Source organism: Allobosea sp. LjRoot9 (assembly GCF_964252745.1).
Classification (GTDB): Bacteria; Pseudomonadota; Alphaproteobacteria; order Rhizobiales; family Beijerinckiaceae; genus Allobosea.
In genome coordinates, this window is sequence record NZ_CAXUPC020000003.1 from 200,303 (window position 1) to 224,554 (window position 24,252).

Sequence of the window (24,252 nt, forward strand, 5' to 3'; positions counted from 1 at the left end):
GAGCGATGGCATGACGATGTTCGAGACCCCTCCGGAGCTGGCCGACGGGCCGTTGCGCATCCTGGTCTGCGGCTATCCCGGCAAGTCGGTCTGCCATGGTGGCTTGGGCTGGAGCTCGGTCGTGCTTTTGAGGGCCGCCGGCCGCGTCGCATTGGTGGATGCGGGCAATTTCGGCATGCGCAAATTGCTGATCGAGCAGCTTGGCCGGCAGGGCCTGAAGCCGTCTGATGTCACGGACCTGCTGCTGACGCATTCGCACTACGACCATTCCGTGAACTGGACGCTGTTCCGGGGCGCCCGCATCGTGGTCGGGGCTGTCGAACTGGCATGGGCGCTGGACGAGCCCTGGGGCGAGACGCCGGTGCCCGAGCTCTATGTGCGCACGCTCTCGGACTGGCCGACATGCGAGACAGTTCAGGATGGGGCAGAGGTCTTCCCCGGCATGACGGCCCATATCGCGCCCGGCCACACGCCGGGATGCCTGATCTACCATCTGCGCACGCCGGACAGGGACGTGATCTTCACCGGCGACGCCGCCAAGAACCGCGCCGAATTGATCTCGCGCGACACCGACATGACCTATGACCCGGCTGTGAGCAAAGCGACGATCGAGATGATCTGGTCGCGCTGGCGCGAGCGACCCGGCACCGTGGTCGTGCCCGGTCACGACCTGCCGATGATCCTCGATGACGACAAGCTGCGCTATCTCGGCAAGCGCGCGGCCTCGATCCGGGCGTGGTTCGGCAAGGACATGGCGAGCCAGTCCGAGATCGATCTCAGCGCGGGGGTATAGAGGCAGGCTGTGTCACGACGCCCACTTCTCTTCTCCCCTCGCGGGAGAAGGTGCCCCGGCAGGGGCGGATGAGGGGGCGCCGTGCCCTTTACGGTTGGCGTCGTGTTCTCAGCCAGACGGAGAGCTCACAGCGCCCCCTCATCCGTCTCGGCTTCGCCGAGCCACCTTCTCCCGCCAGGGGAGAAGGGCCCTGCGCTGCCCGGCCGGCGCTTCAGCCGGTCACCACGAGTTCGCAGCCTGCGCGCCGGATCATCGCCGAGATCTGCTCATTCGGCTTGCGGTCGGTGATCAGGGTGCTGACCTCGCTGAGATGGGCGAGGCGGGATGTGGCGACGCGCCCGAATTTGGTGTGGTCGGCCAGCAGCACCTTGCGCCGCGCATTGCGGAACATGGCCCGCGCCACCACCACCTCCTCGTCCCGGTATTCCAGCAGGTTTCCGTCCAGGTCGATGGCGCCGATGCTGGTGAGGTGGAGATCGCAGCGGTAGTTCTCGACGAACTCGACCGCCGGCGTCCCGCCCAGCGCCCGGTTGTGGCGCATCCAGATGCCGCCGGTGACCTGAATCGAAATCCCGGGGCATTGCTCGAGGATCGAGGCGGCGGCGATGCTGTTGGTGACGACGCGCAAACCGCTCGGTGCGAGTTCCACGATCGCCTTGGCGAGCGCGTCCACGGTCGTGCCCGGTGTCAGGAACAGCGAGCTTCCGGGCGTCACCAGCTTGGCCGCGACGCGGCCGATCGCGGCCTTGCCGTCGGCGGTCTCGACATGGCGCAGCCCGTAATCGGCATTGGCGGTGCTGACATTGGCGCTGGCGCCGCCGTGATGGCGCCTGAGCAGCCCTCGGTCGGCGAGGTCCTGAAGATCGCGGCGCAAGGTCTGCGGCGTGACGTTGAAGGCAGCAACCAGCTCCTCGATCGCGAGATAGCCGCGCCGACCGAGCGTATCGAGGATTTCGCTGTGGCGCTTGCTGAGCTGGTCCATTCCAGAGCTAGCCATATAGCCAGCCCTTCAATTGGCGCAATGCGCGTTTCCGAAAATTGCCGTTGCGAAAGAGAAGTGTTGGTGCATCATTGTCGTCCGCAAAGGCAAATGCCGGAGCGACACTGCAAGGCGGCCGGGCCGGAAAGCTGAGAGCCGCCAACAAAAAACGCCACGGGAAGAAACATGCCTGAAGATCGGTGCAAGCTGGCCGCTCCGGCGCCGGCCCGTATTGGCATACAGCGCAACAGCCGGCCGCCGCGCGTGGCGGCAATTGGCCCGCAAAGTTTCGTGGTTCGCTGCCGGCCGAGCCTGCCATGAAGCGCAGGATCGTCTGCGTCGGCAATCTCGTTCATGACGAGGTCTTCCAGGTCGATGCCTTGCCCGCCTCGGGCATCAAGACCGGCGTCCTGGACTACCAATCGCGCTTCGGCGGCCCGGCGGCGACTGCTGCCGTCGCGATCTGCAATCTCGGCGGCGTCGCCTCCTATTGGGGGCGGGTCGGCGCCGATGCGGCGGGCGAGGCGGCCATCCACATCATGAGCGGGCACGGCGTCGATTGCGCCGGCGTGGCGATGATCCGGGACTGTCGCACCCTGCGCGCCATCGTTCTCGTCGATGGCCGCGGCGAGCGCAGCATCGTCTCGGATCGGCGCAGCCTGCCGCCCGATCCGGCCGTATTGCCGGCCGATCCGCTCGATGATGTCGCCGTGGTGCTGGTCGACAGCCGATGGCCGGCGGGCGCCGAGATCGCGCTCGACCGCGCGCGAGCGGCCGGCATCCCGACTGTCCTCGACGCGGATGGCGGCACGCCGGCGGATAATGAGCGCCTCGTCGCCAAGGCCGACCATGTCGTGTTCTCGAGCGAAGGCTTGCGGGACTTCGCCGGCGAAGGCGCGCCCGACGAATTGTTGCGCCGCTGCGCAAGCGAGCCCGGCAAGGTCTTTGCCGTGACGCGCGGCGCCGCCGGCAGCCTGTGGCTGCTGGACGGCGAGATCGTCTGCGTGCCGTCCTTCTCAGTCGTCGTCGCTGATACGACCGGATGCGGCGATGTCTTCCATGGCGCCTATGCACTCGGGCTCGGCGAGGGCATGCCCCCTCTCGAGGCCGCCCGCTTTGCGACGGCCGCAGCGGCCTTGAAGGGCGAACGCGCGCACGGCTGGAACGGCATGGCGGATCGAGCGGCCGTTGCTTCCCTCATGGCGGCTGAGGTGGCTGCATGATCGTCGAAAACGAAAACAATAGTTGCGATATCGAAATTGAAATGCATCATGGACGCGCGAAAGCAAAAGGAGCGTGATGTCGGGAGGTGGCCAGCTCTATGCCGACGACGAGCACCGAATCGCGCGCCGAAGGCACGACGAAGCTGAAACGGAAGGGCATTCGCCGTTCCGAGTATAATTCGGGTTGATCGAGCGGTCATGTGCTCCTGTTCGGCTAGGCGTCACTGCAACGGGGTTTCGCATCAGAATTTTCGATTTCGAAGATAATCCGAGAAGGTGTCACTCATGGGCTGCTCTTCGCTCGCCGAACTCGCCGACGATCTCAGGACCCTCAAGGTCGATTTGTCCGCCGCCTCGCCCGATTTTTCGAAAGCGCAGCGGCCGCCTGCGGAGATGATCGATCGCTGGGCGGAGACGGCGGCGCTGGCCGAGCCCGAGGCGCGCGCCTTCGCGGTCTGGGCGATACGGCAGGTGGCGCTGGTGGCGGGCATCGTGCCGGCTTCGGTGCAGGAGCTCTATCTCGCGCGTGCCGCGGGCAAATGGCAGGGCAAGACCGTTCCGGCCATGAACCTTCGCGGCTGGACCTACCATACCTGCCGCGCCGTGTTTCGTGCCGCCCGGGAGATGGATGCCAAGCTGTTCATCTTCGAGCAGGCGGTGGGGGAGGCGATCTACGCCGCCCAGCCGCCGGCCGAATATACCGCAGGCGTGCTGGCTGCAGCCCTGCGTGAAGGCCATCAGGGCCCGGTCTTCCTCCAGGCCGACCATGACCAGGTCAACGCCAGCGCCTATCTCAGGGATAGCGCGGCGGAAATCCGCAGGCTGGAAGGGATCATGCGCGAGCAGGTCGCCGCCGGCTTCTACAGCATCGATATCGACGCCTCGACCGTCGTTGATCTCTCGCTACCGACGGTGCGCGAGCAGCAGCGCCTGAACGCGGAGCTGACCGCGCATTTCACGCAATTCGTGCGCGGCATCGAACCCGACGGAGTCACCATCTCGCTTGGCGCCGAGATCGGCGAGGTCGGCCACGAGAACACCACGCCCGAGGAACTGCACGAGTTCATGGCGGTCTATCGCGAGGAGCTTGCGGCCCGGGGCAAGGCGCTGGCCCCCGTCAGCAAGATCAGCATCAACTCCGGCACCTATCACGGCGGCAAGATGCAGCCGGACGGCAAGCTCGCCGATGTCAATGTCGACTACGAATTGCTGAAGACGATCTCGGATATCTGCCGTGCGGAATTCGGCATGGGCGGCGCCGTTCAGCATGGCGCCTCGACGCTGCCCGGCCACCAGCTCGCGAAGTTTCCAGGTACCGGTGCCATCGAGATCCATCTCGCGCTGGGCTTCACCAACCTGATCTTCGACCATCCGAAACTGCCGAAGGCGATTGCCGGCGAGATCCGGGATTACACCTTTGCCCATCATGCCAATGAGCGGCAGCAGGGCGAGAACGACCTGCAATTCCTCTACAACACGCGCAAGAAGGCCTGGAAGGTGATGAAGGCCCGGTTCTGGGCCTTGCCGGAGCCCATCGGCGAGGAGGTCATGGCGTCGCTGCAGGGCATGTTCCGCAACATGTTCACCTGGATGAATGTCGGCGACACCTCGCAACTCGTCCTCGACAACGCCAGCCTGACCAAGATCGCGCCGCCCTTGCCCGACACGCTCGACAGGATCGCCGCGGAGTAAAAGGCGGCGCGATACCGACGACGACAAGAGCGGCCGCAAAAAGCGAAGCCGCCAGCTTCAAAGAAAACACCGAGGAAACGACCAACAAAAAACGAGGAGGACGCTTATGTACCTGCACCGTAGGTCATCATTGCTGGCGCTCGCGGCAATGACACTCGCTTCCCTGCTCACCTTGCCCACCTCGTCCCAGGCTCAGCAGAAGGAGGTTCGCTGGGGGCAGTGGAAGGGCACCGAGGTCGGCGAGAAGTTCATGTCCGAACTCAAGGCCGCCTTCGAGAAGGACAATCCCGGCATCAAGCTCGTGCCGGTCGATGCGCCCTTCACCGGCTTCCACGACCGCGCCATCGTCCAGCATCAGGCCAAGAAGCTGCCCGACGTGCTGATGGTCCAGGTCGACTGGGTGGCGGAGTTCGCCGATCTCGGCATGATCGATGCGCTCGATGAGCGGATCGCGAAGGAGCCCAAGGAATTCTGGGATAACATCCCGAAGACCTTCCACCAGGCCTGGCGCGGCAAGCAGTTCTATCTGCCCGTCGAGAGCGGCGCCGTCGCGCTGTTCTGGAACACCGATCTGTTCAAGGCGGCCGGTCTTTCGGGCCCTCCCAAGACCTGGGACGAGTTCGCGGAGATGGCGCGCAAGCTGACCAATCCCGACAAGCGCCAGTTCGCCATCACCGGCACGCTGCAGGGTGAGCCGCCGACGAACATGACCTATGAGATTTACCCGCTCATGCTCCAGGCCGGCGCGAAGCTCATCGACGCGACCACGAACAAGGCCGTCTTCAACAGTCCCGAAGGCGTGGCTGCGGTCGAGTGGTATGTCGAGCGCATCAACAAGGACAAGATCTCTGTCCCCGGCGTGCTCAGCAATGGCGAGAAGGAGAAGCGCGCCAATTTCGCCTCGGGCAATGTCGCGATGATGCTCGAGGGGCCCTGGGGCATCGCGATCCAGAAGCAGCTCAACCCCAAGCTGAACTATGAGATCGCGCCGCTACCGACGGGCAAGGCGGCCGGAACCATGGTCCGCGGTTCGCTCAACACATTGTCGAGCCAGGCGCAGGACAAGGAGGCCGCCTGGGCCTTCATCAGCTGGATGTCGGGTCCCAGGGGCATCGAGATGTGGGCCAAGGGCACCGGCGCCTTCCCGGCCCGGACCGATGTCGCCAATCAGGACTGGTTCAAGGAGCGCAAGGAATTCCAGGCCTTCGTCACCCAGATGGGCCGCTCCAATGCCGAGTCGCCCTTCCTCGTCATGCCCAACGCCGTCCAGATGAACAAGATCATGACGACGGAGGTGCAGAACGTCGTGCAGGGCAAGAAGTCCGCCAAGCAGGCGCTCGACGACGCGGCGGCCGAGTGGACCAAGATCCTGGCCTCGGCCAAGTAGGTGCGAGGTGACAGTCCTGCACACGGGCGCGCCGCCGTCGCGCCTGGTCACAGCTCACAAGCCGGCCAGCCTGTCCCGTACAGGCGGCCGGTCCGGCATCGGTCGGTGGACGATGCTCTCGCTCAGGCGGCGATATCGTGAGGAGATCCTGGCCTATTCGTTCCTGTGGCCGGCCTTGCTCATTCTGGTCGCGCTGCTGATCTACCCGCTCGTCGACGTCATCCGATTGAGCTTCCACGACAGCAACCTGCAGCGCGAGACCTGGGTCGGCTTCGGGAACTATGCCGCCTTGCTGCAAGACCCGCTGTTCTGGAGGTCCTTCGGCCAGACCGTGATCTTCACGGTGTTCAGCGTGGTGCTTCATCTTGCCATCGGCCTGGCGCTGGCGCTGCTGCTCAACATGCAGATCAACGACACCTTCCGCACGCTCGCGCGCGGATTGCTGATCGTGCCCTGGCTCTTGGCGCCGACGGTCGCCGGCATGATCTGGGTCTTGATGCTGGCGCCTTTCGGCGTCTTCAACGGGCTTCTCGTCTCGGTCGGCCTGATCGATGCCAACGCCTCGGTCTCCTGGCTCGGCGATCCCTCGACCGCTCTGGGCTCGGTCACGGCGATGAATGTCTGGCGCGCCTTTCCCTTCTTCATGGTGATGCTGCTGGCTGGCCTGCAAGCGGTGCCGAAACAGCTCTATGAGGCCGCCGAGATCGACGGTGCGTCATTGCCGCGCCAGTTCTGGCACATCACACTGCCGCAACTGCGCGGGGTGATCACCACGATCGTCCTGCTCGACTCGATCTGGAGTTTCCGCGCCTTCGATCCGGTCTTCGTGATGACCGGCGGCGGCCCGGCGCATGCGTCGGAAGTGCTCGCCAGCGCGATCTATTTCGACGGCTTCCAGAAGCTGCGCTTCGGCTACGCCTCGGCGGAGGCTGTGGTGATGTTCGTCGTCCTTTTCACCGTCAGCGCGATCTATGTGCGCCGGACCATGAGAAATGTGAGCTGACATGCGCACACGCACGGCAACGCTGCCACAAGCGATCTCGCCCTATCATCTTGGCCAGCGGAATCGCGAGCGGCTGCTCAACGCGCTCGCCTATGGGCTGCTCATCCTCGCCATCATCGTGATCTTCTTTCCGCTGGCCTGGATGGTCACGGTGTCGGTGCGCCCGAACATCGAGGTGATGAAGATGCCGCCGGACTGGATCCCGCAGGTCTTCACCCTGCAGGGCTATGAGAAGATCTTCTCCAACAAGAAGTTCCTCGTCGTCTTCCTCAACACCATGATGGTCTCGTTGATGGTGACGGGGCTGTCGCTCGTACTCGGCGCCATGGCGGCCTATGCGCTCGCCCGCTTCAAGTTCATCGGCCAGCGCGCCGTGCTGATGTTCCTGATCACGACGCAGATGTTTCCGCTGGTGCTGCTCTGCATCCCCTATTTCCGGATCTTCATCACGCTGGGGCTGTACGACACGCGCACCTCGCTGGTGATCGTCTATCTCACCTTCACGCTACCCTTCTGCATCCTGATGTTGCGCAGCTACTTCCTCAACATTCCCCGCGACATCGAGGAGGCGGCCATGGTCGATGGCTGCTCGCGGCTGGGGGCAATCTTCCGCACGCTGATCCCGATGTCCTACCCGGCCTTCATCGGGGCTGGCCTTTACACCTTCCTGCTCGCCTGGAACGAGTTCCTCTTCGCGGTCGTGCTGATCGAATCCTGGGAAAACCGGGTGCTGACCATGGCGATCTACAGCCTGATGGCCGAGTTCGTCACGGAGTGGAACACGATGATGGCGTTTTCGGTCCTGGCGAGCCTGCCGCTCGTCATCGCCTTCATCTTCCTGCAGCGTTTCATGGTGCAGGGCATGACCGCGGGCGCGCTGACCTCGTGACGCTCGCGGTCCGCGATATCCGCCATTTCCACCGATCGAGGAGCACAGCATGATCTCCGACCTGAAAGGCAAGGTCGTTCTCGTCACGGGCGCGAGTACCGGCATCGGCGCGGCGGTCGCCAAGGGCTTTGCCCGGCACGGCGCCAAGGTCGTCGTGCACTACAATGCCAGCCGCGATGCGGCGATGGCCGTGCTCGACGAGATCAAGCGCGAGGGCGGCGACGGTCTGGCCGTGCCAGGCGATGTGACGAAGCAGGAGGACGTCAAGGCGCTGGCCGCCCGGACGATGGCGCATTTCGGCCGCATCGACGTTCTCATCAACAATGCCGGCGGCATGCTCGGCCGGGTCGTGACGACCGAAATGGACGATGAGCATTACGACAAAGTGATGCGCCTCAACTGCTGGTCGGTCTTCTCCATGACCCGCGAGGTTGCGCCATTGATGCCGGGCGATGGTGGCAGCTCGATCATCAACGTGACCTCGATCGCCGCCCGCAATGGCGGCGGCGGCGGCGCCATCCTGTACGGCGCCTCGAAGGGCTTCGTCAGCGCCTTCACCAAGGGCATGGCCCGCGAGCTCGTGCCATCCAGGATCCGGGTCAACGCCGTGGCGCCCGGCGTGATCGATACGCCCTTCCACGAACGCTATTCGAATGCCGAACAGATCGAGGCGATGCGCCGAACGGTGCCGATGGGCCGCGTCGGCACCTCGGATGACTGCGTCGGCGCTTTTCTCTTTCTGGCCTCGGGGGAACTCAGCGGCTACGTCACCGGCCAGGTGCTGGAGGTCAATGGCGGCCAGCTGATGCCGTAGCCTGCTTGCGCCGGCTCAACTGGCCGTCGGTGTGCCAGCCTCGAGCGCCAGCAAGGCGAAGGTCGCGAGCCAGTGCTCGCCCATATAGTCACCGGCGATATGCGGCAGCCCGGCCGCGAGATGGCGCTGTGCCGCCTCCAATGCCACCTGATGGCGCGGGTCATCGGCAGGCAAGCTGGCCGCCAGCGAGCGCCAGCACCAGGCCCGGCTGAGATTGAGACCGTCGAGATGGGCGATCTTGCCGTCGCTGCGATCGCTTACGGAGGCAGGCTCGAACAAGGTCCGGGGCTGCTGGGTCTCGATGCGCGGCAGGAAACGCGCGAGCCAGGGCAGGAACGCCTCCGGCGCCAGCAGGCGGCGCATGCATTCGGCCTCGATCAGCGCCGAGGACTGGAAATCGTCGCCGCTCGGCTCGCCCCAGGCCGGGCAGTCGACGTCCTCGCCATACCAGCGCAGGCCGGTCTCGCGCAGCAGCGCGGAGAGCGCGGCATCCTGTGTCGCCTGCGCATAATCGGCCGCCATCCTCAGGCCGAAGGCGGTGTTGAAATGCGTGCCGACCCGGACCGGATAGGTTGCGAGCGGCAGGAAGTCGCGGAAGCGCTGGGCGAAGGCCTCGGCGAGCGGGGCGAGCCTGACGGACCAATCCCGGTTCGGCAGCGCGGAGAGCTCGGCTGCGAGCTTCAGCAACCAGGCCCAGCCATAGGGGCGCTTGAAGCCGCGCGCCGTCGGCTGAGCGAGATAGTCGCATTCGGCGGCGATCTTCTCCGCGGTGAACTGCGCGTCGAACAGCGTCGTGATCTCGATGGCCGCGGCTGTGTCCGGAAAGCGTCGCAGCACCCGGGCGAGCAGCCAGTAGCTGTGGACGCAGGAGTGCCAGTCGAAGCTGCCGTAGAAGACGGGGTGCAGCTCGCGCGGCGTGCGCGCATCCTGCGGTCCGGCGAGCACATGGTCGGGCTTGTTGGGATATTCGCGCCCGACATGGCCAAGCGCGATCCGGGCGAAGCGTTCGGCGATCTCGGCGGTCAGCTCACGGGGTTCTGTCGGCATGCTGTGTCTCCTTGGCGAGGCTGGAGCGGTTTCCGTTTCCGTTGGATCGTTCAATAGCTCTAGACCTCGGCGAGATTGACCAGGCTCGCTTCGCTGGGAGGGCCGAGGAGCTGGCGGGCGACGCGGTCGCGGAAGAGGTCGGAGTGCCGCGAGGCGAGCGCGTCGGCGTCATCGGGGCTGCGCTGCTCGATGGCGCGGAAGATCTCGCGATGGTCGGTGACGATCTGGGTGATGTGGGCCTGGAACTGATCGGCCGTGTTGTCGCCCATATCGAAGCATTGGCGGGAGAGGCGCATCGCCTCGAGCTGGATGTCGGAATAGGTCCGCTCCAGGAAGGAGGAATCGGCCGCCTCCGCGATCTCCTTGTGGAAGCGGTAATTGGCCTCGTTCATGATGGCATCGCCGCCGCTCGTGAGGCTTTCCTCGAAGGCGAGCATTTCCGCGCGGATCCGTTCGAGCTGGGCCGGCGTCCGGCGGATTGCTGCCAGGCGATGCAGCGTGCGCGACAACAGCCTGTTGGCCTCGAAGAAGGGGCGAAGCTGGCTGACCTCGAAGGATGAGACGCGGATCTGGCGGCCGTCCCGGCGCAGCAGCCCCTCCGAGACCAAGCGGATCACCGCCTCGCGCACTGGTGTGCGCGAAATTCCGAGCTCGCCGACGATGCGCGCCTCGTCGAAGACCGTTCCGGGCACGAGTTCGAGCGACAGGATGCGCTGTCGCAAATCCTCATAGACGCGGTCGCCGTTGCGAACGGCCGTCTCGGAACCAACCGCCAAGCTCATCGCTGTCTCCCGCTTCTCACGCTCCGTCGAATAAACAGACACGGCTCGAATTGACAATGTGTCCAAATTGGATAATTTCAGTATCCAAATGGGAGGGCGGCAATGGGTTGGACGGTCGGCGTCGATGTCGGGGGCACTTTCACCGACTTCTATCTGCTGAACGCGTCGACTCTCGACGTCTTCGTCCACAAGCTGCCCTCGACGCCGGACGATCCCTCTCGCGCCATTCTGGCGGGGCTCGCTGCACTGGGGGAGCGCTGCGGGCTTGCCGCCGAAGAGGTGTCGCGCTTCGCCCATGGCACCACGGTCGCGACCAATGCCCTGATCGAGCGCAGCGGCGGCAAGGTCGCGATGATCACGACGACGGGTTTCCGCGACCTGATCGAGATCGGGCGGCAGGTTCGGCCGAAGATCTATGACCTCAAGGCTGACGCGCCGGCGCCTGTCGTGCCGCGGCAATTGCGCTTTGAGGTCCGTGAGCGGATCGGCTCGCGCGGCGAGGTCGTAACAGTGCTCGATCAGGCTGAGATCGCGGCGGTGGTGGATGCGGTTGCCGCCTCCGGCGCCGATTGCTGCGCCGTCTGCCTGTTGTTCTCGTTCCTGAACCCCGAGCATGAGCGCAGGATCGGCCGGGCGCTGCGCGCTCGGATGCCGAATCTGCACATTTCGCTCTCTTGCGAGGTGCAGCCGGAGTTCCGTGAGTATGAGCGCTTCTCGACGACGGTGCTCAACGCCTATCTCCAGCCCAAGGTGTCGCGCTACATGGCGCGGCTCGCGGAGGCGCTCGAAAGCCGGGCCGGTAACGCCGCCATCGGTATCAGCCAATCCGCCGGAGGGCTGATGGCGATCGAGCGGGCAGGCGAATTGCCCATCCGCACCGCGCTCTCAGGCCCAGCCGCCGGCGTCGTTGGCGCGGTGGCGGTGGCGGCGCGTTCCGGTGAGGCCAATCTGATCACGCTCGACATCGGCGGGACGAGCACGGATGTCTGCCTGATCGAGAATGGCGCGGCGGCCATGACCTATGGCCGTGACATCGCGGAATTCCCGGTGCGCCTGCCCTCGATCGACATCAATACGGTTGGCGCCGGTGGCGGCTCGATCGCCCATGTCGGCCCTGACGGCCTGCTCAAGGTCGGGCCAGCTAGCGCAGGCGCCGTGCCGGGCCCTGCCTGCTATGGCCGCGGCGGCACGCTGCCGACGGTCTCCGACGCCAATACCCTGCTCGGGCGTTTGCCGCAGACGCTGGTCGGCGGCGGCATGACGCTCGACAAGGAGGCTTCCGAGCGCGTCATCGCGCCGCTCGCCGAGACGCTGGGGCTCGGCCTGCAAGAGACGGCGCTGGGCATCGTGCGCATCTGCGTCTCGAACATGGTGCGCGCGATCCGGGCGATCTCGGTCGAAAGAGGCTACGATCCGCGCGATTTCACGCTGATGCCCTTTGGTGGGGCCGGCGGCTTGCATGCGGCGGATGTGGCGGAGGAGCTTTCAATCCGCAGGATCCTGGTGCCCTTGTCGCCGGGCATCCTTTGCGCCGAGGGCGTCGCCATGTCGGATGTGCAGGAGAGCTTCGTCGCGACCTGCCGCGTCGGGCTCGACGGCGAGCTGTCCTCCGTGACTGAGGCGGTCGGGCGCTTGAACGGGCAGGCCTGGGCTTGGAACGCCGCGAGCGCCGCAGCAGGCCATCTGTCTCTCTTCACCACGCTCGACATGCGCTATGTCGGCCAGAATTACGAACTCTCCGTGCTGCTCGACGAGAGCGATCGCCTGCCGCCGGTCGCGCGACTGCGCGAGCGTTTCCTTGCGACGCATCAGGCGAAATACGGGCATTGCGATCCAGCCGCCGCCATCGAGATCGTCAATGTCCGGATGAAGGCGCGTCTCATCGAGGAGGGCAGGGCCGCTCCTCATTTGAAGACGGCGGGGACCGCGCTGGAGCGGGTAACGGTCAGCGCCTGGTTCGACGCCTCCGCCCCGATCGAGGCCGTGGTCGTCGATCGCTCGACGCTCGAACCCGGCGCGCGCCTCGCGGGGCCGGCGATCATCACGCAGTTCGACTCGACCACGGTGGTGCCGCCGCGCTGGTCGGCCGAGGTCGACGAGGCCCACAACATCATCATGGAGTTTCAGCCGTGACGGCCGCCAAGCTCGACCCGATCACCCTGGAGATCGTCTGGAACGGCCTGCGCTCGACCACGGATGAGTGCTTCCTGACGATCCAGCGCTCGGCCTTCTCGACCAATATCAAGGAGCGCCACGATCATTCCGTCGCGGTCCTCGATGCCTCCGGTCGACTCGTCGTCCAGGCCGAGAACGCGCTGCCGATCCATCTCGCCTCGATGAGCGGGCTCGTCGCGATCCTGCAGGAGCGTTTCGCCGGGGATATCCATCCCGGCGACATCTTCGTCGGCAACGATCCCCATGTCGCCGGCGGCACGCATCTGCCCGACATCAACCTCGCCGCTCCGGTCTTCGTCGAGGGCAAGCTTCTGGCCTTCGTCTGCAACATCGCCCATCACGCCGATGTCGGCGGGGCGGCGCGCGGTTCGATGTCCGGCGGCCTGACCGAGATCTACCAGGAAGGCTTGCGGATTCCGGTCGTGCGCCTCTATCGCGAAGGCGAACCGGTTCGCGACGTCCTCGACCTGCTGCTGCTCAATATGCGCCTGCCGACGGAGCGCAAGGGCGATCTGAACGCGCAGATCGCGGCCTGCCGGCTTGGTGTCGAGCGCATGCGCGACCTCTGCGGCCGCTATGGGGTTGCGCTCGTGCGCGGCACCTTCGACGAAATCATCGAGCGCAGCCGCGGCCGGATGCGCGCCGCGATCGCGGCGCTGCCAGATGGTGACTGGTCGTGGTCCGACGTCATGGACGATGACGGCGCCGGCCAATCCGACGTGCTGATTGCCCTGACCCTGCGCAAGCGCGGCGGCGATGCGCTGTTCGATTTCACGGGGTCCTCGCCGCAGGTCGCGGGCAATATCAACCTGACGCTGAACGCGGTGAGGTCTTCGGTCTGTTATGCGCTGAAGGCGCTGCTCGATCCGTCGATGCCCAATAATGAGGGTGTGATCCAGGCCTTCGAGATCGTCGCGCCGGCCGGCACAATCGTGAACTGTGTCGCGCCCGCCGCGGTCGCGCTGCGCGCCAACACCTGCCAGCGCGTCATCGATGTCGTGCTCGGCGCATTGTCGGGCGTGCTGCCGGAGCGCGCGATCGGCTGCGCCAACGGCGCCAATACCAGCATGGTCTTCTCCGGCGCCGATCCGGTGACTGGCCAGCCCTATGTCTATCTGGAAACGCTGGGCGGCGGCATGGGCGGCCGCAATGACCGCGACGGCAAGGACGGCGTGCAGGTCCACATCACCAACACCTCGAACCTGCCGGTCGAGGCGATCGAGATGGAGTACCCGCTGCGAGTCGAGGAATACGCGCTGGTGCCCGACTCCGGCGGCGCGGGGACCCATCGCGGCGGTCTCGGCCTCAGGCGTGTCGTTCGCCCCGTCGGGCATGTCTGCGAATTCTCCGGCGTTGGCGAGCGGTTCCGTCACGCGCCTCCTGGCGTCTTCGGTGGCGAGCCGGGCCGTCCAGGCCGGTTCCGCTTGCATCGGGCCGATGGGTCAGAGGCGCCGCTCGCCAGCAAGCTCACGGGCATGAAGCTTGCGCCGGACGCCTCCGTTTCGGTCGAGACACCGGGCGCGGGCGGCTACGGCCTGCCGTTGGAGCGCGCAGCGGCTGCAATCGCCGAGGACGTGGCCTCGGGCAAATGCTCAGCCGCTTTCGTTGCGCGGTATTATGGGACGCAGCATCAGGAGCAGGACAGCGCGGCGACGGGTTCGCGGCAGTCCGCCGATATGGAGATCACGTCATGAAGGCGGCGGCCAAGGCTTATCACGGCATCATCACGGCGACGCCGACGCCGCTCACTGCCTCCGGCGATGTCGATGGCGCGGCCGTACGCAAGCTGGCCGAACATCTCGTCACTGAGGGCACTGACGGTCTCGCGCCTGTCGGCGGCACCGGCGAATATGTCTCGCTAACGCCCAGGCAGCGCCGCCAGATGCTCGACGCCACGCTCGAAGCGGTGGGCGGCCGCGTGCCGGTCGTCCCGGGCGTGCTCTCGGCCGGTTATGGCGAGACGATCGCGACCTGCCGCGAATTCGCGGCCGCCGGCGCCAACGCGCTTCTCGTGGTGACGCCCTATTATGCGCGGCCGACCCAGGACGGGATCGTCGACTACTTCAAGAAGCTGTCGGACGCGGTCGACGCCGATCTGATGCTCTATGAAATCCCGTACCGGACGGGCATCGCGCTGAAGCCGGAGACGGTCGATGCGCTGGCGCGGCAGACGCGCATCGTCGCGATGAAGGCCTGCAACCAGGATCTTGCAGTTCAAGTCCGCGCCATGGAACTCGCTGGCGCGGAGATCTCGATCCTGACCGGCGAGGAAAACGTCTTTCCGCTGCATGTCGCGATGGGTGCGCGCGGCGGCCTCCTGGCGACATCCTGCCTGTTCCCGCGGATCTGGGCGCAGCTGTACCGGCTGGCGTCGAGCGGGCGCATGGACGAGGCCAAGACGCTTCATGCCGAGATAATGCCGACGATCAACACGCTCTATCGCGAGCATAATCCGGGGCCGATCAAGGCGGCGCTGACGATGTTCGGCTTTCCGGCCGGCGAGGTGCTGCCACCGCTCCTGCCGGTCAGCGACGAGACACGCGGCCTGCTTGCGGACGCTATTCCGGCAACGCTGGAGCGCGAGAGGGCCTTCGCAGCTTTGAAGTCTGACGCAGCCTGACGTTCGTCCTCGACGGCGAACGCAACAAAGAGGGGACTACCATGTCGGAATATGAAACCAAGTCTGGCCTGATCCGCCCGTCGCGCCGCCGCTTGCTGACCGGTGGCGCTGCTCTCGGCATCGCTGCACCCTTCGTGCTGCGAAACGGCCGCGCGCAGGCGCAGTCGAAGAACCTCGTCTTCGTCACCTGGGGCGGAACCTATCGCAGCTCGGTCGAGGAGGGGCTGATCAAGCCGTTCATGGCGGAGACGGGCATCAACGTCACGGTGATCGACACGCCCGACCTTGCCAAGGTGAAGGCGCAGGTCACGACCGGCAATGTCGAATGGGACGTCTTCGACGCGCCGGGCGCGATGGGCACCGGCGGTTCTAAGGAAGGCTATTGGGAGCCGCTCAGCCCCTCGCTGTTCGATGCGTCGGACCTGTCGGTCCCGGCGACGAAGGATCTCGTACCCTTCTACACCTTCGCCGGCGGCATCGCCTATGATCCCAAGCGCCATCCCGAGGGCAAATATCCCAAGAACTTCGCCGAATATTTCGACACCAAGACCTTTCCCGGCCGGCGTACCTTCCGTAACCGGCCGAGCGAGACGCTGGAGGCCGCGTTGCTGGCCGACGGCGTGCCGCCCTCCAAGCTGTATCCGCTCGATGTCGAGCGCGCCTTCAAGGCGCTCGACCGGATCAAGCCCAGCGTCGCCAAATGGGTCGATTCGACCCCGCAGACGATCACGCTGTTGCAGACCAACGAGGTCGATTTCAGCTACTCCTACGCCTCGCGCGTCAAGACGACCGGCGCGACCGGGGCGGGGATGGCCTTCTCTTTTGCGCAGACGCTGAACGGGCTGGAGTATCTCGCCGTCCTGAAGAACGCGCCGAACAAGGAGAATGCCATGAAGTTCGTCTCCTATGCGCTGCAGCCAGCCCGGCAGGCGGCGACCATGGAGCTCCTGGGCAATACGCCGGTCAGCAAGAAGGCCCTGCCGATGTTGTCGGCCGAGACGCGCAAATGGTTGCCGAACATGGAGTCGGACCAGAACCTGATCATGGACGAAATGTGGTGGTCGGCCAATTTCGACAAGCTCAGCCGCCGCTTCAAGGAGTGGGTGCTCAGCTGAGCCCCCGATATCGCGCAACGTGACCGGACCCCAAACATGACTGGCCAAACATGACCGGCGCGGAGAGTTCGCGGGCCGCTGCCGCTTTCGTCTCGCCGGCGGCCATCGTGTCGCTGGCGATCGCGGCGGTGCCGCTGCTGTTCATTCTCTACACCAGCCTCGGTGGCGCCGCGCTGTCGCTCGAGGCCTTCGAGAACCTGTTGACGAGCACTCTGTTCAGGCGCTCGCTCTACACGACGCTGGAGATCAGCGTCTCGGCCTCGCTGATCAGCCTTCTCCTCGGCTATGTCGTGGCGCTGCATCTGGCGCGCCAGCCGCCGCGCCGGCGTGCCGTCTATATGGTGCTGGTGCTGCTGCCATTCTGGACCAGCATCCTGGTCAAGAGCTACGCCTTCACCGTGATCCTCGGCCGCGAGGGCGTGATCAATCTGGTCTTGAGCTGGGTATTCGGCACGCAGGTTGCACTGCCGATGATCCTCAACCGCTTCGGCGTCATGGTCGGCATGACCAACTATCTGACGCCCTTCATCGTCTTCCCCGTGCTGGCGAGCCTGCTCGCGATCGACCCGGCGCTGTATCGCGCCGCCGACATCATGAGCGCGCGGCCGATGCGCATCTTCTTCACCATCACCCTGCCGCTCAGCCTTCCCGGCATCGTGGCGGGCGTCTCCAGCGTGATGGTGATGTCGCTCGGCTTCTTCGTCATCCCCGCGCTGCTCGGCGGGCGCCAGGACGTGATGCTCGCCAATCTCGTCGACTTCTACACGCGCGAGACGCTCGACTGGAACATGGCGGCGGCGATCGGCGTGCTGCTGCTCGCGATGGTCGTCCTGCTCTCCGCTCCGGCCCTGTGGATGCGCCGCAACCAGCTTGCCGGGAAGGCCTGAGGCGATGTCCAACGCATTCGACCTGAAGGATCCGCTCAAGCGCCGCTATCGCCGGTTCGGCACGGCGCTCGCCTGTCTGGTCTATGCCTTCATGCTGGTGCCGAGCCTGATCGTGATCCCGGTCTCGTTCGGGACGCAGCACGAGGTGCGCTTTCCCCCGCGGGAGTTCTCATTCGAACTCTACCAGATCTTCTTCTCCTCGGCGGCCTGGACGGGTCCGTTGCTGCAGAGCCTGAAGATTGCCTGCCTCACCACGCTCCTGGCGCTGGCGACGGCCGTGCCCGCCGCCTATGGCATCGTCCGCCATGACTTCCCCGGCAAGAAGGCGATCACGCTCTTGCTGATGAGCCCGCTCGTCATCCCCGCCATCGTCATGGCGCTCGGGCTCTATCTGTATTTCTCCTATATCCGCCTGACCGGATCGACGCTCGCGCTGGTGCTCGGCCACACTATCTATGTGACGCCCTTCGTCATCGTCATGGTCGCGGCCGGCGTCCAGAAGCTCGATCCCAATCTCGAATTCGGCGCGACGCTGATGGGCGCCGGTCGCTACCGCATGTTCGCGACGGTGGTGCTGCCGCAGCTCATGCCCTCGATCCTGGCCGGCGGGCTCTTCGCCTTCCTGATCTCCTTCGACGAGGTGGTGATCTCCTGGTTCCTCGTCTCGGCCACGACCACGACGCTGCCGGTGAAGATGTATTCCAGCATCCAGTGGGAGATCTCGCCGGTCATCGCCGCGGTCTCGACGATGCTGACCGTGCTCTCCTTTGTCGTCTGCATGCTGACCGCGGCTCTGCAGCGCTCGGGCACGCCGGGGCAGTGACGGCCCAGCGCCCCAATCTCGCAAGGATCGACAGGCCATGAACACAATTGCCTATGGCGAAGAGGACATCGCGGCGCTGCGCGCCAGGATCGCGCTTGCCAACAAATTCGCCTGGATCATGGTCTCGGGGCTGACGGCGATCTGCTACCGCGAGCGCGGCGAGAAGGCTCTGAACGAGATCTGGTCGACGCTCCTGTCCTCTGAGCAGAAGGTTCGCTTCCAGGCGGCGCTGGTCAAGCTCGGCATCCAGAACGACCCTCCGGCGCTCGCCGCGGCCAAGTACCACTACTTCAGCAACTCGATCGGCGGCCTGAACATGCAGCTGATCGAGGAGACGCCGAAGAAGGTCTGGATCCGCTATCTCTCGCCCTGGGGCACTTATCCCGGCATCGCGGCGCTGACGGTGCCGACCTCGGTGCGCCGGACCATCCTCTCGACCTGGCACCCTCGCAATGGCGGGCTCCTGGGCTGCCCGCGGCTTGGCTGGGTGGCGACGAAGTTCGTCGCCGAAGGGCATCCCTATGATGAGGGCTATTTCCAGGAATACGACCACGACCTTGCCCCGGAAGAGCGTTTCCGCGTCGAGCATGTCGAGCGCTCGCCGGAGTTCGATCCGGACAGGGCGCCCAAGCTCGATCCGGCGATCTGGCCGGAGGCGCGCTGGCTCAAGGGCAGCTACAGCTACGGCGTCGATTATGTGCAGCACACGATCGAGATCATGCACCGACTCTTCGGCGCGCCGGCGGCGCGTGATCTGGTTGCGACCGGCATGAGGCTGCTGGCGGTGCAGTTCGGCCCCGACCTTGCCAAGGCGAGCGGCGAGGAGGGCGCTTCGCCCGCCGCGATCGCCGCGAGCTTCGCCGCGATCCTGCGTGCATTCCGCAACGACTGCAGTCTCGACGCGGCGCAGGCCGACCGGGCCGTGCTGCGCATCCGTGGCTTCCTGCCCTTCGCGCATGAGGCCGATGACGGCCTTCGCGAGGCGGTTTTCGCCCTCTTCGCAATGATGACGCGCTTGCGCAACGGGCATGTCGCGATCAGCAGGCACTTCGACGCCGGCAGCCAGACCGAGACCTGGACGCTGTCGGACGAGGAGCGCTGGCTCTGGTGAGGCGGCTATGACGCGCAAGCAGACAGCCTGGTTCTCCGAGGCCGAGACGGTGCCGCTCCTGCTCGAGCGCTGCGCCGAGACGCGGCCGGAGCATGTCTTCTGCCGGCAGGGTGACGATGTCGTGACCTGCGCCGGGCTCAACGCCCGCATCAACCGCGCGGCACATGGTCTTGCCGCTCTCGGCGTGGTCAAGGGCGCGCATATCGCGGTGATGCTCGGGCATCATCTCGACCACATCACGATTGTCTTCGCCCTGATGAAGCTCGGCGCGGTTCAGGTTCCGATCAACGTCAACCTCAAGGGACCGGGCCTCGCCTATATCGTCGATCACGCCGCGCCAGTGCTGATAATCGCGGATGCCGAATACGCGGGGAGCCTCGACCCCATCCTGGCGGAGCGGCCCGCCATCGCCCAGCTTTGGCGCGGGCGCGCGGGCGTTGGCACGCCGCTCGCCGATGTCCTGTCCGATCTCGACGCGAGCAATCCAGGCATCGACCTGCGCGACGACGACTTGCGCACCATCCTCTACACGTCCGGCACGACGGGCCCCGCCAAGGGCGTCGAGATGACGGACCGGATGCTGCGCGCATCGGCGCTCGGCTCGATCTGGATCGGTGATATCCGCCCCGGCAGCGTGCTGCATTTCTGGGACCCGATCTACCACGTCTTCGGCAGCGAGGTGCTGGTGCTGTCGCTGATGGTGCCGGTCACGCTTGCGCTGGTGCCGCGCTTCAGCGCCTCGCGTTTCTGGGGCGAGGTGCGCGAATACGGTGCGACCCATGTGCACTTCGTCGGCGGCGTGCTCCAGCTCCTGCTGAAGCAGCCGCCATCGCCGGATGACCGCAGTCACGGGGCTATGATCGCCTGGGGTGGCGGCTGCCCGGTCGGCATCTGGCGGGAGTTCGAAGAGCGCTTCGGGATGCAGATCCGCGAGGGCTACGGCATGACCGAGACCTCGAGCTTCAGCACCATCAACACCGAGGGCAAGCTGGGCTCGATCGGCAAGGCGGTCGATTATTTCGAGGTCGAGATCGTCGACGACAGCGGCGCCGTGGCGAAGCCGCGCGAGGTCGGGGAGATCCGGGTCGCCCAGAACGAGCCCGGCGTGATGGTCGCCCGCTATCACAAGGACCCGGAGACGACCGCAACAACAATCCGCGACGGTTGGCTCTATACCGGCGATCTCGCTTATCGCGACGAGGACGGCTTCATTTTCTTCCTCGGACGCAAGAAGGACAGCCTGCGTCGCCGCGGCGAGAACATCTCGGCCTGGGAGGTCGAGCGGGTGATCAACGATCACCCCGCCGTCGAGGAAAGCGCCCTGATCGGCGTGACCAACGAACTCGCCGACGAGGATCTCAAGCTCTTCGTCAAGCTCAAGCCGGATCAGCAGCTCAGCGCCGCCGATCTCCTGCTCTGGTGCCAGCCGCGGCTTGCCAGCTTCCAGATCCCCCGTTTCGTCGCCTTCGTCGACGAATTCCTGAAGACGCCGACCCAGCGCATCCAGAAGCAGTTCCTCTCGAAAGCCGTCGACGATGGCTGCTTCGACCGCGAGCGGGCGCCGGCGAACCTCTGAGGCCATCCGAGACCATCATGCAGCTTGAAAACAAGACAGCCATCGTCACCGGCGCCGCGCAGGGCATAGGCGCCGCGATCGCGCGCGAATTCGTCGCGCAGGGCGCCAATGTCGTGATCGCCGACGTTCAGGACGAGCGCGGCGCCGGGCTCGCCCGCGAGCTTGGCAACCGCTGCCGCTACAGTCATTGCGATGTCGGCTCGGCCGAGGACGTGGCCCGATTGATCGAGACGACCTGCGACTGGTTCGGCGGCCTCGACATCGCCGTCAGCAATGCCGGCATCAACCAGAACGCCGAGATCCTCGAGATCACGGAAGCGGATTTCGATCGCGTCCTGCGCGTCAACCTCAAGGGTGGCTTCCTGATTGGCCAGGCGAGCGCGCGCAAGATGGTCGCGCAGGGCCGCCGGGGCGTCATCATCAATATGAGCTCGATCAACGCCGTGGTCTGCAGCCCCCATATCGTGCCCTATGCGGTCAGCAAGGGCGGGTTGAACCAGCTCACTGCCGTGATGGCGCTCGGCCTCGCCAAGCACGGTATCCGCGTCAACGGCATCGGGCCGGGCAGCATCGAGACCGAACTGCTCGCCCAGATCGTCAACACCAATCCCGATGCGCTGAGCAACATCCTGGCCCGCACCCCGATGGGGCGTCTCGGGCAGCCGGAAGAGATCGCGAAGGTCGCCGTCTTCCTCGCGAGCGATGCGTCGAGCTACATGACGGGCCAGACCATCTATGCCGATGGCGGGAGATTGCCGCTCGCCTATACCGTCCCGGTGCCGGCATGAGCGCGGTCGAGGTTATGGAGGCGCCTGTCATGACCATGAGCGCAGTCCCTCCGCCGGAGGCCGAGCCGATCATCAGGCTCGAAGGTCTCAGCAAGGCCTATGGCGATTTCACCGCCCTGCACAGGACGGAGATCTCGGTTCGCCGGGGCGAGTTCCTGACGCTGCTCGGGCCCAGCGGCTCGGGCAAGAGCACCATCCTGAACCTGATCTCCGGGGCCGTGGCGGCGAGCTCCGGCCGCATCCTGCTCGATGGCCGGGACGTGACCGAGCAGCCGGCACGTGAGCGCGGCATCGGCATGGTGTTCCAGAACTATGCGCTGATGCCGCATATGAGCGTCTTCGACAATGTCGCCTATCCCTTGAAGATCCGCGGACTGCCCAAAAGCGAGATCGCGAGCAAGGTGCGCGACGTGCTGGCCCGCGTCGGCCTGACCGGTTTCGAGGCGCGCAAGCCGCGCCAGCTTTCCGGTGGGCAGCAGCAGCGCGTCGGCATCGCGCGCTGCATCGTTTACTCGCCCAAGATCATCCTGATGGACGAGCCTCTCGGTGCGCTTGACAAGAACATGCGCGACCAGATGCAGGAGGAGATCAAGCGCCTCCACACCGAACTCGGCACCACGATCATCTATGTCACACATGATCAGGAAGAGGCGCTGAACCTGTCGGACACGGTGTGTCTGATGGAGGGCGGCCGTGTCTCTCAGATCGGCACGCCGGAGCAGCTCTATTTCGAGCCGGCCAACCTCTTCGCGGCCCAATTCATCGGCGAGTCCAACCTCTTCGACGTCATGCCTGCCGGAACCGGGTTGCTGCGGGCTGCAGACGGTACGACGTTCCGGCCGGCGGCCACGACGAAATCCGGGGCCAAGGTCCTCGTCCGGCCGGAGAAGCTCAGGATCGTGGCGGCGGAGCAGACGCCGCCCGACGGCGTCAACACGCTCTCGGGCGCGGTCGATCATGTCTCCTTCGTCGGCGGCATGACACGTTTGACGATCCGCGCGGCGAACGGAGCGAGCTTCGTTGCGAAGAATATCTCCGAACGCGCCGCATTGCGCGTCAAGGCGGGCGACCGGCTGCATGTCGCCTGGGATGATGGCGACGTCATTGTGCTGAACGGGTGAGCCTGATGTCCGAGAGCTTTCTGGCCGCGCTCAAGGCCATTCCGGACACGCTTGTCCTGGATGAGCCGGTTGCGATGCAGCCGCATCTGATCGACTGGCGCAAACGCCATCAGGGACAAGCCCTCGCCATCGCGCTGCCGGGATCGACGGAGGCCGTCGCCGCGATCGTCAGCCTCTGCGGCCGCGATCGGATTTCGATCTATCCGCAAGGCGGCAACACCAGCGTCTGCGGTGGCTCGGTGCCGGATACTTCTGGGGGTGGCATCGTCGTCAATCTCCGCCGGATGAACCGCATCCTGTCCGTCGACCCGCAGGATAATGCGATGCTGGTGCAGGCCGGCTGCGTCCTGGCGAATGTGCAGGAGGCGGCACTGGCAGCGGAGCGGCTGTTCCCAATGAGCCTCGGCGCCGAGGGCTCGTGCCAGATCGGAGGCAATATCGCGACCAATGCCGGCGGCACGGCGGTCGTCCGCTACGGCAACATGCGCGACCTCGTCCTCGGCATCGAGGCAGTCCTGCCGGACGGCACGGTCTGGAACGGGTTGCGCACGCTGCGCAAGAACAACAGCGGCTACGATCTCAAGAACCTCTTCATCGGTTCCGAAGGTACGCTCGGCATCGTCACGGCTGCGGCCCTGAAGCTTTTCCCGCTGCCGCGCCACAGTGTCACCGCCCTGATCGCAGTCGGCTCGATCGAGACGGCGGCGGCGTTGGCGCAGGCGCTGCAGACCGAGTTTCCCGGCGCCGTCTCTGCGGTCGAACTGATGTCCGAGAGCGAACTCGCACTGGTCGTGCGGCATATCCCAGGCACGGCACACCCCTTGTCGAGCGAAGCGCCCTGGTATGTGCTCGTCGAGATCGCGGGGGCGGAGAGCGAGGCGGTGGTCTGCGACCGCCTGACTGCGCTTCTGGAAGAACCGATGGCCGCAGGCTCCGTGACGGATGCGACCATCGCGACCAGCGAGCGCCAGCGCCAGCAGCTCTGGCATCTGCGCCACAATGTCACCGAGGCCAATGTCAGGGAAGGCATGGGCCTGACGCACGACATCGCCGTGCCGCCCGCGCGCATTCCGCACTTCGTACGTCGTGCGGAGACCGCGCTCGCCTCTGCGTTTCCGCAGGCGGTGCCGATCGTTGTCGGCCATCTCGGCGATGGCAATCTGCATTACATCGCGATGTTCAGCCATGCCGATTGGGGCGCAATGGCAGACAAGCCGGGCGCGACCCGGGCGGTCGGGCATCTGCTCTACGACATCGCCGCCGATCTCGGCGGCACCTTCAGCGCCGAGCACGGCATCGGCTCGATCCATCTCGGCGAGATGGCGCGCTACAAGCCGCCGGTCGAGCTTTTGCTGATGCAGCGGATCAAGGGCCTTCTCGACCCGGATGAGCTGATGAATCCAGGTCGGGTTCTACCCCGCCAATGA

21 protein-coding genes are annotated in these 24,252 nt (G+C 65.5%); 18 read left to right on the plus strand and 3 right to left on the minus strand.

Annotated elements, in window-relative coordinates:
• Positions 1 to 10 precede the first annotated feature (10 nt).
• The gene (locus ACSQ3P_RS15445; RefSeq protein ID WP_436166432.1) at positions 11 to 793 is read left to right on the plus strand and encodes an MBL fold metallo-hydrolase; all 783 of its coding nucleotides are present in this window, start codon (positions 11 to 13) and stop codon (positions 791 to 793) included.
• Between the two features lie 211 nt (positions 794 to 1,004).
• Here ACSQ3P_RS15445 and ACSQ3P_RS15450 read toward each other — a convergent pair whose 3' ends face one another.
• Entirely contained in the window at positions 1,005 to 1,775 is a 771-nt protein-coding gene (locus ACSQ3P_RS15450) for a DeoR/GlpR family DNA-binding transcription regulator (RefSeq protein WP_436166433.1), read from the minus strand.
• A gap of 314 nt (positions 1,776 to 2,089) precedes the next feature.
• On the opposite strand from ACSQ3P_RS15450, the gene ACSQ3P_RS15455 reads away from it, so the two are divergent.
• The 6 genes from ACSQ3P_RS15455 (at position 2,090) to ACSQ3P_RS15480 (ending at position 8,780) form a co-directional block, all read left to right on the plus strand.
• Complete coding sequence (locus ACSQ3P_RS15455; protein WP_436166434.1) at positions 2,090 to 2,995, plus strand: PfkB family carbohydrate kinase; 906 nt, start codon at positions 2,090 to 2,092, stop codon at positions 2,993 to 2,995.
• Positions 2,996 to 3,280: 285 nt separating this feature from the next.
• Complete coding sequence (locus tag ACSQ3P_RS15460) at positions 3,281 to 4,687, plus strand: hypothetical protein (protein ID WP_436166435.1); 1,407 nt, start codon at positions 3,281 to 3,283, stop codon at positions 4,685 to 4,687.
• A gap of 148 nt (positions 4,688 to 4,835) precedes the next feature.
• Positions 4,836 to 6,074: an ABC transporter substrate-binding protein gene (locus tag ACSQ3P_RS15465; RefSeq protein WP_436166436.1), complete on the plus strand. Its 1,239-nt coding sequence runs from the start codon at positions 4,836 to 4,838 to the stop codon at positions 6,072 to 6,074.
• 7 nt (positions 6,075 to 6,081) lie between these two features.
• Positions 6,082 to 7,077, plus strand: coding sequence for a carbohydrate ABC transporter permease (locus ACSQ3P_RS15470; protein WP_436166437.1), 996 nt, complete (start codon positions 6,082 to 6,084; stop codon positions 7,075 to 7,077).
• 1 nt (position 7,078) lies between these two features.
• Complete coding sequence (locus tag ACSQ3P_RS15475) at positions 7,079 to 7,966, plus strand: carbohydrate ABC transporter permease (RefSeq protein WP_436166438.1); 888 nt, start codon at positions 7,079 to 7,081, stop codon at positions 7,964 to 7,966.
• 49 nt (positions 7,967 to 8,015) lie between these two features.
• Positions 8,016 to 8,780 (plus strand): SDR family NAD(P)-dependent oxidoreductase, encoded by a 765-nt coding sequence (locus tag ACSQ3P_RS15480; RefSeq protein WP_436166439.1) that lies wholly within the window; start codon positions 8,016 to 8,018, stop codon positions 8,778 to 8,780.
• A 15-nt stretch (positions 8,781 to 8,795) separates the two neighbouring features.
• Here the strand turns inward: ACSQ3P_RS15480 and ACSQ3P_RS15485 are convergent, their stop codons facing one another.
• Both ACSQ3P_RS15485 and ACSQ3P_RS15490 read right to left on the minus strand, forming a co-directional pair.
• Positions 8,796 to 9,827, minus strand: coding sequence for a DUF2891 domain-containing protein (locus ACSQ3P_RS15485; protein WP_436166440.1), 1,032 nt, complete (start codon positions 9,825 to 9,827; stop codon positions 8,796 to 8,798).
• A gap of 59 nt (positions 9,828 to 9,886) precedes the next feature.
• A complete protein-coding gene (locus tag ACSQ3P_RS15490; RefSeq protein ID WP_436166441.1) occupies positions 9,887 to 10,609 on the minus strand; it encodes a GntR family transcriptional regulator in 723 nt (240 codons plus the stop codon).
• Between the two features lie 102 nt (positions 10,610 to 10,711).
• On the opposite strand from ACSQ3P_RS15490, the gene ACSQ3P_RS15495 reads away from it, so the two are divergent.
• From ACSQ3P_RS15495 to ACSQ3P_RS15545, 11 genes are read left to right on the plus strand one after another with little or no spacing between them, the layout of a single operon-like run.
• Positions 10,712 to 12,742 carry a hydantoinase/oxoprolinase family protein gene (locus ACSQ3P_RS15495; RefSeq protein ID WP_436166442.1) on the plus strand — a complete coding sequence of 677 codons (2,031 nt, stop codon included), beginning with the start codon at positions 10,712 to 10,714 and terminating at the stop codon, positions 12,740 to 12,742.
• A complete protein-coding gene (locus tag ACSQ3P_RS15500; protein WP_436166443.1) occupies positions 12,739 to 14,478 on the plus strand; it encodes a hydantoinase B/oxoprolinase family protein in 1,740 nt (579 codons plus the stop codon). The genes ACSQ3P_RS15495 and ACSQ3P_RS15500 overlap by 4 nt, the downstream gene beginning before the upstream one ends.
• The gene (dapA, locus tag ACSQ3P_RS15505; protein WP_436166444.1) at positions 14,475 to 15,404 is read left to right on the plus strand and encodes a 4-hydroxy-tetrahydrodipicolinate synthase; all 930 of its coding nucleotides are present in this window, start codon (positions 14,475 to 14,477) and stop codon (positions 15,402 to 15,404) included. Before ACSQ3P_RS15500 ends, dapA begins: the two co-directional genes overlap by 4 nt.
• 41 nt (positions 15,405 to 15,445) lie before the next feature.
• Entirely contained in the window at positions 15,446 to 16,519 is a 1,074-nt protein-coding gene (locus ACSQ3P_RS15510) for an ABC transporter substrate-binding protein (protein WP_436166445.1), read from the plus strand.
• 50 nt (positions 16,520 to 16,569) lie between these two features.
• Positions 16,570 to 17,406, plus strand: a complete 837-nt coding sequence (locus ACSQ3P_RS15515) for an ABC transporter permease (RefSeq protein WP_436166446.1) — start codon at positions 16,570 to 16,572, stop codon at positions 17,404 to 17,406.
• A gap of 4 nt (positions 17,407 to 17,410) precedes the next feature.
• Positions 17,411 to 18,229, plus strand: coding sequence for an ABC transporter permease (locus tag ACSQ3P_RS15520; RefSeq protein ID WP_436166447.1), 819 nt, complete (start codon positions 17,411 to 17,413; stop codon positions 18,227 to 18,229).
• Positions 18,230 to 18,266: 37 nt separating this feature from the next.
• Positions 18,267 to 19,340, plus strand: a complete 1,074-nt coding sequence (locus ACSQ3P_RS15525) for a hypothetical protein (protein ID WP_436166448.1) — start codon at positions 18,267 to 18,269, stop codon at positions 19,338 to 19,340.
• A 7-nt stretch (positions 19,341 to 19,347) separates the two neighbouring features.
• Positions 19,348 to 20,916: an AMP-binding protein gene (locus tag ACSQ3P_RS15530; RefSeq protein ID WP_436166449.1), complete on the plus strand. Its 1,569-nt coding sequence runs from the start codon at positions 19,348 to 19,350 to the stop codon at positions 20,914 to 20,916.
• Positions 20,917 to 20,933: 17 nt separating this feature from the next.
• Complete coding sequence (locus ACSQ3P_RS15535; RefSeq protein ID WP_436166450.1) at positions 20,934 to 21,704, plus strand: SDR family NAD(P)-dependent oxidoreductase; 771 nt, start codon at positions 20,934 to 20,936, stop codon at positions 21,702 to 21,704.
• Positions 21,705 to 21,733: 29 nt separating this feature from the next.
• A complete protein-coding gene (locus ACSQ3P_RS15540; RefSeq protein WP_436166451.1) occupies positions 21,734 to 22,825 on the plus strand; it encodes an ABC transporter ATP-binding protein in 1,092 nt (363 codons plus the stop codon).
• A gap of 5 nt (positions 22,826 to 22,830) precedes the next feature.
• Entirely contained in the window at positions 22,831 to 24,252 is a 1,422-nt protein-coding gene (locus tag ACSQ3P_RS15545; RefSeq protein WP_436166452.1) for an FAD-binding oxidoreductase, read from the plus strand.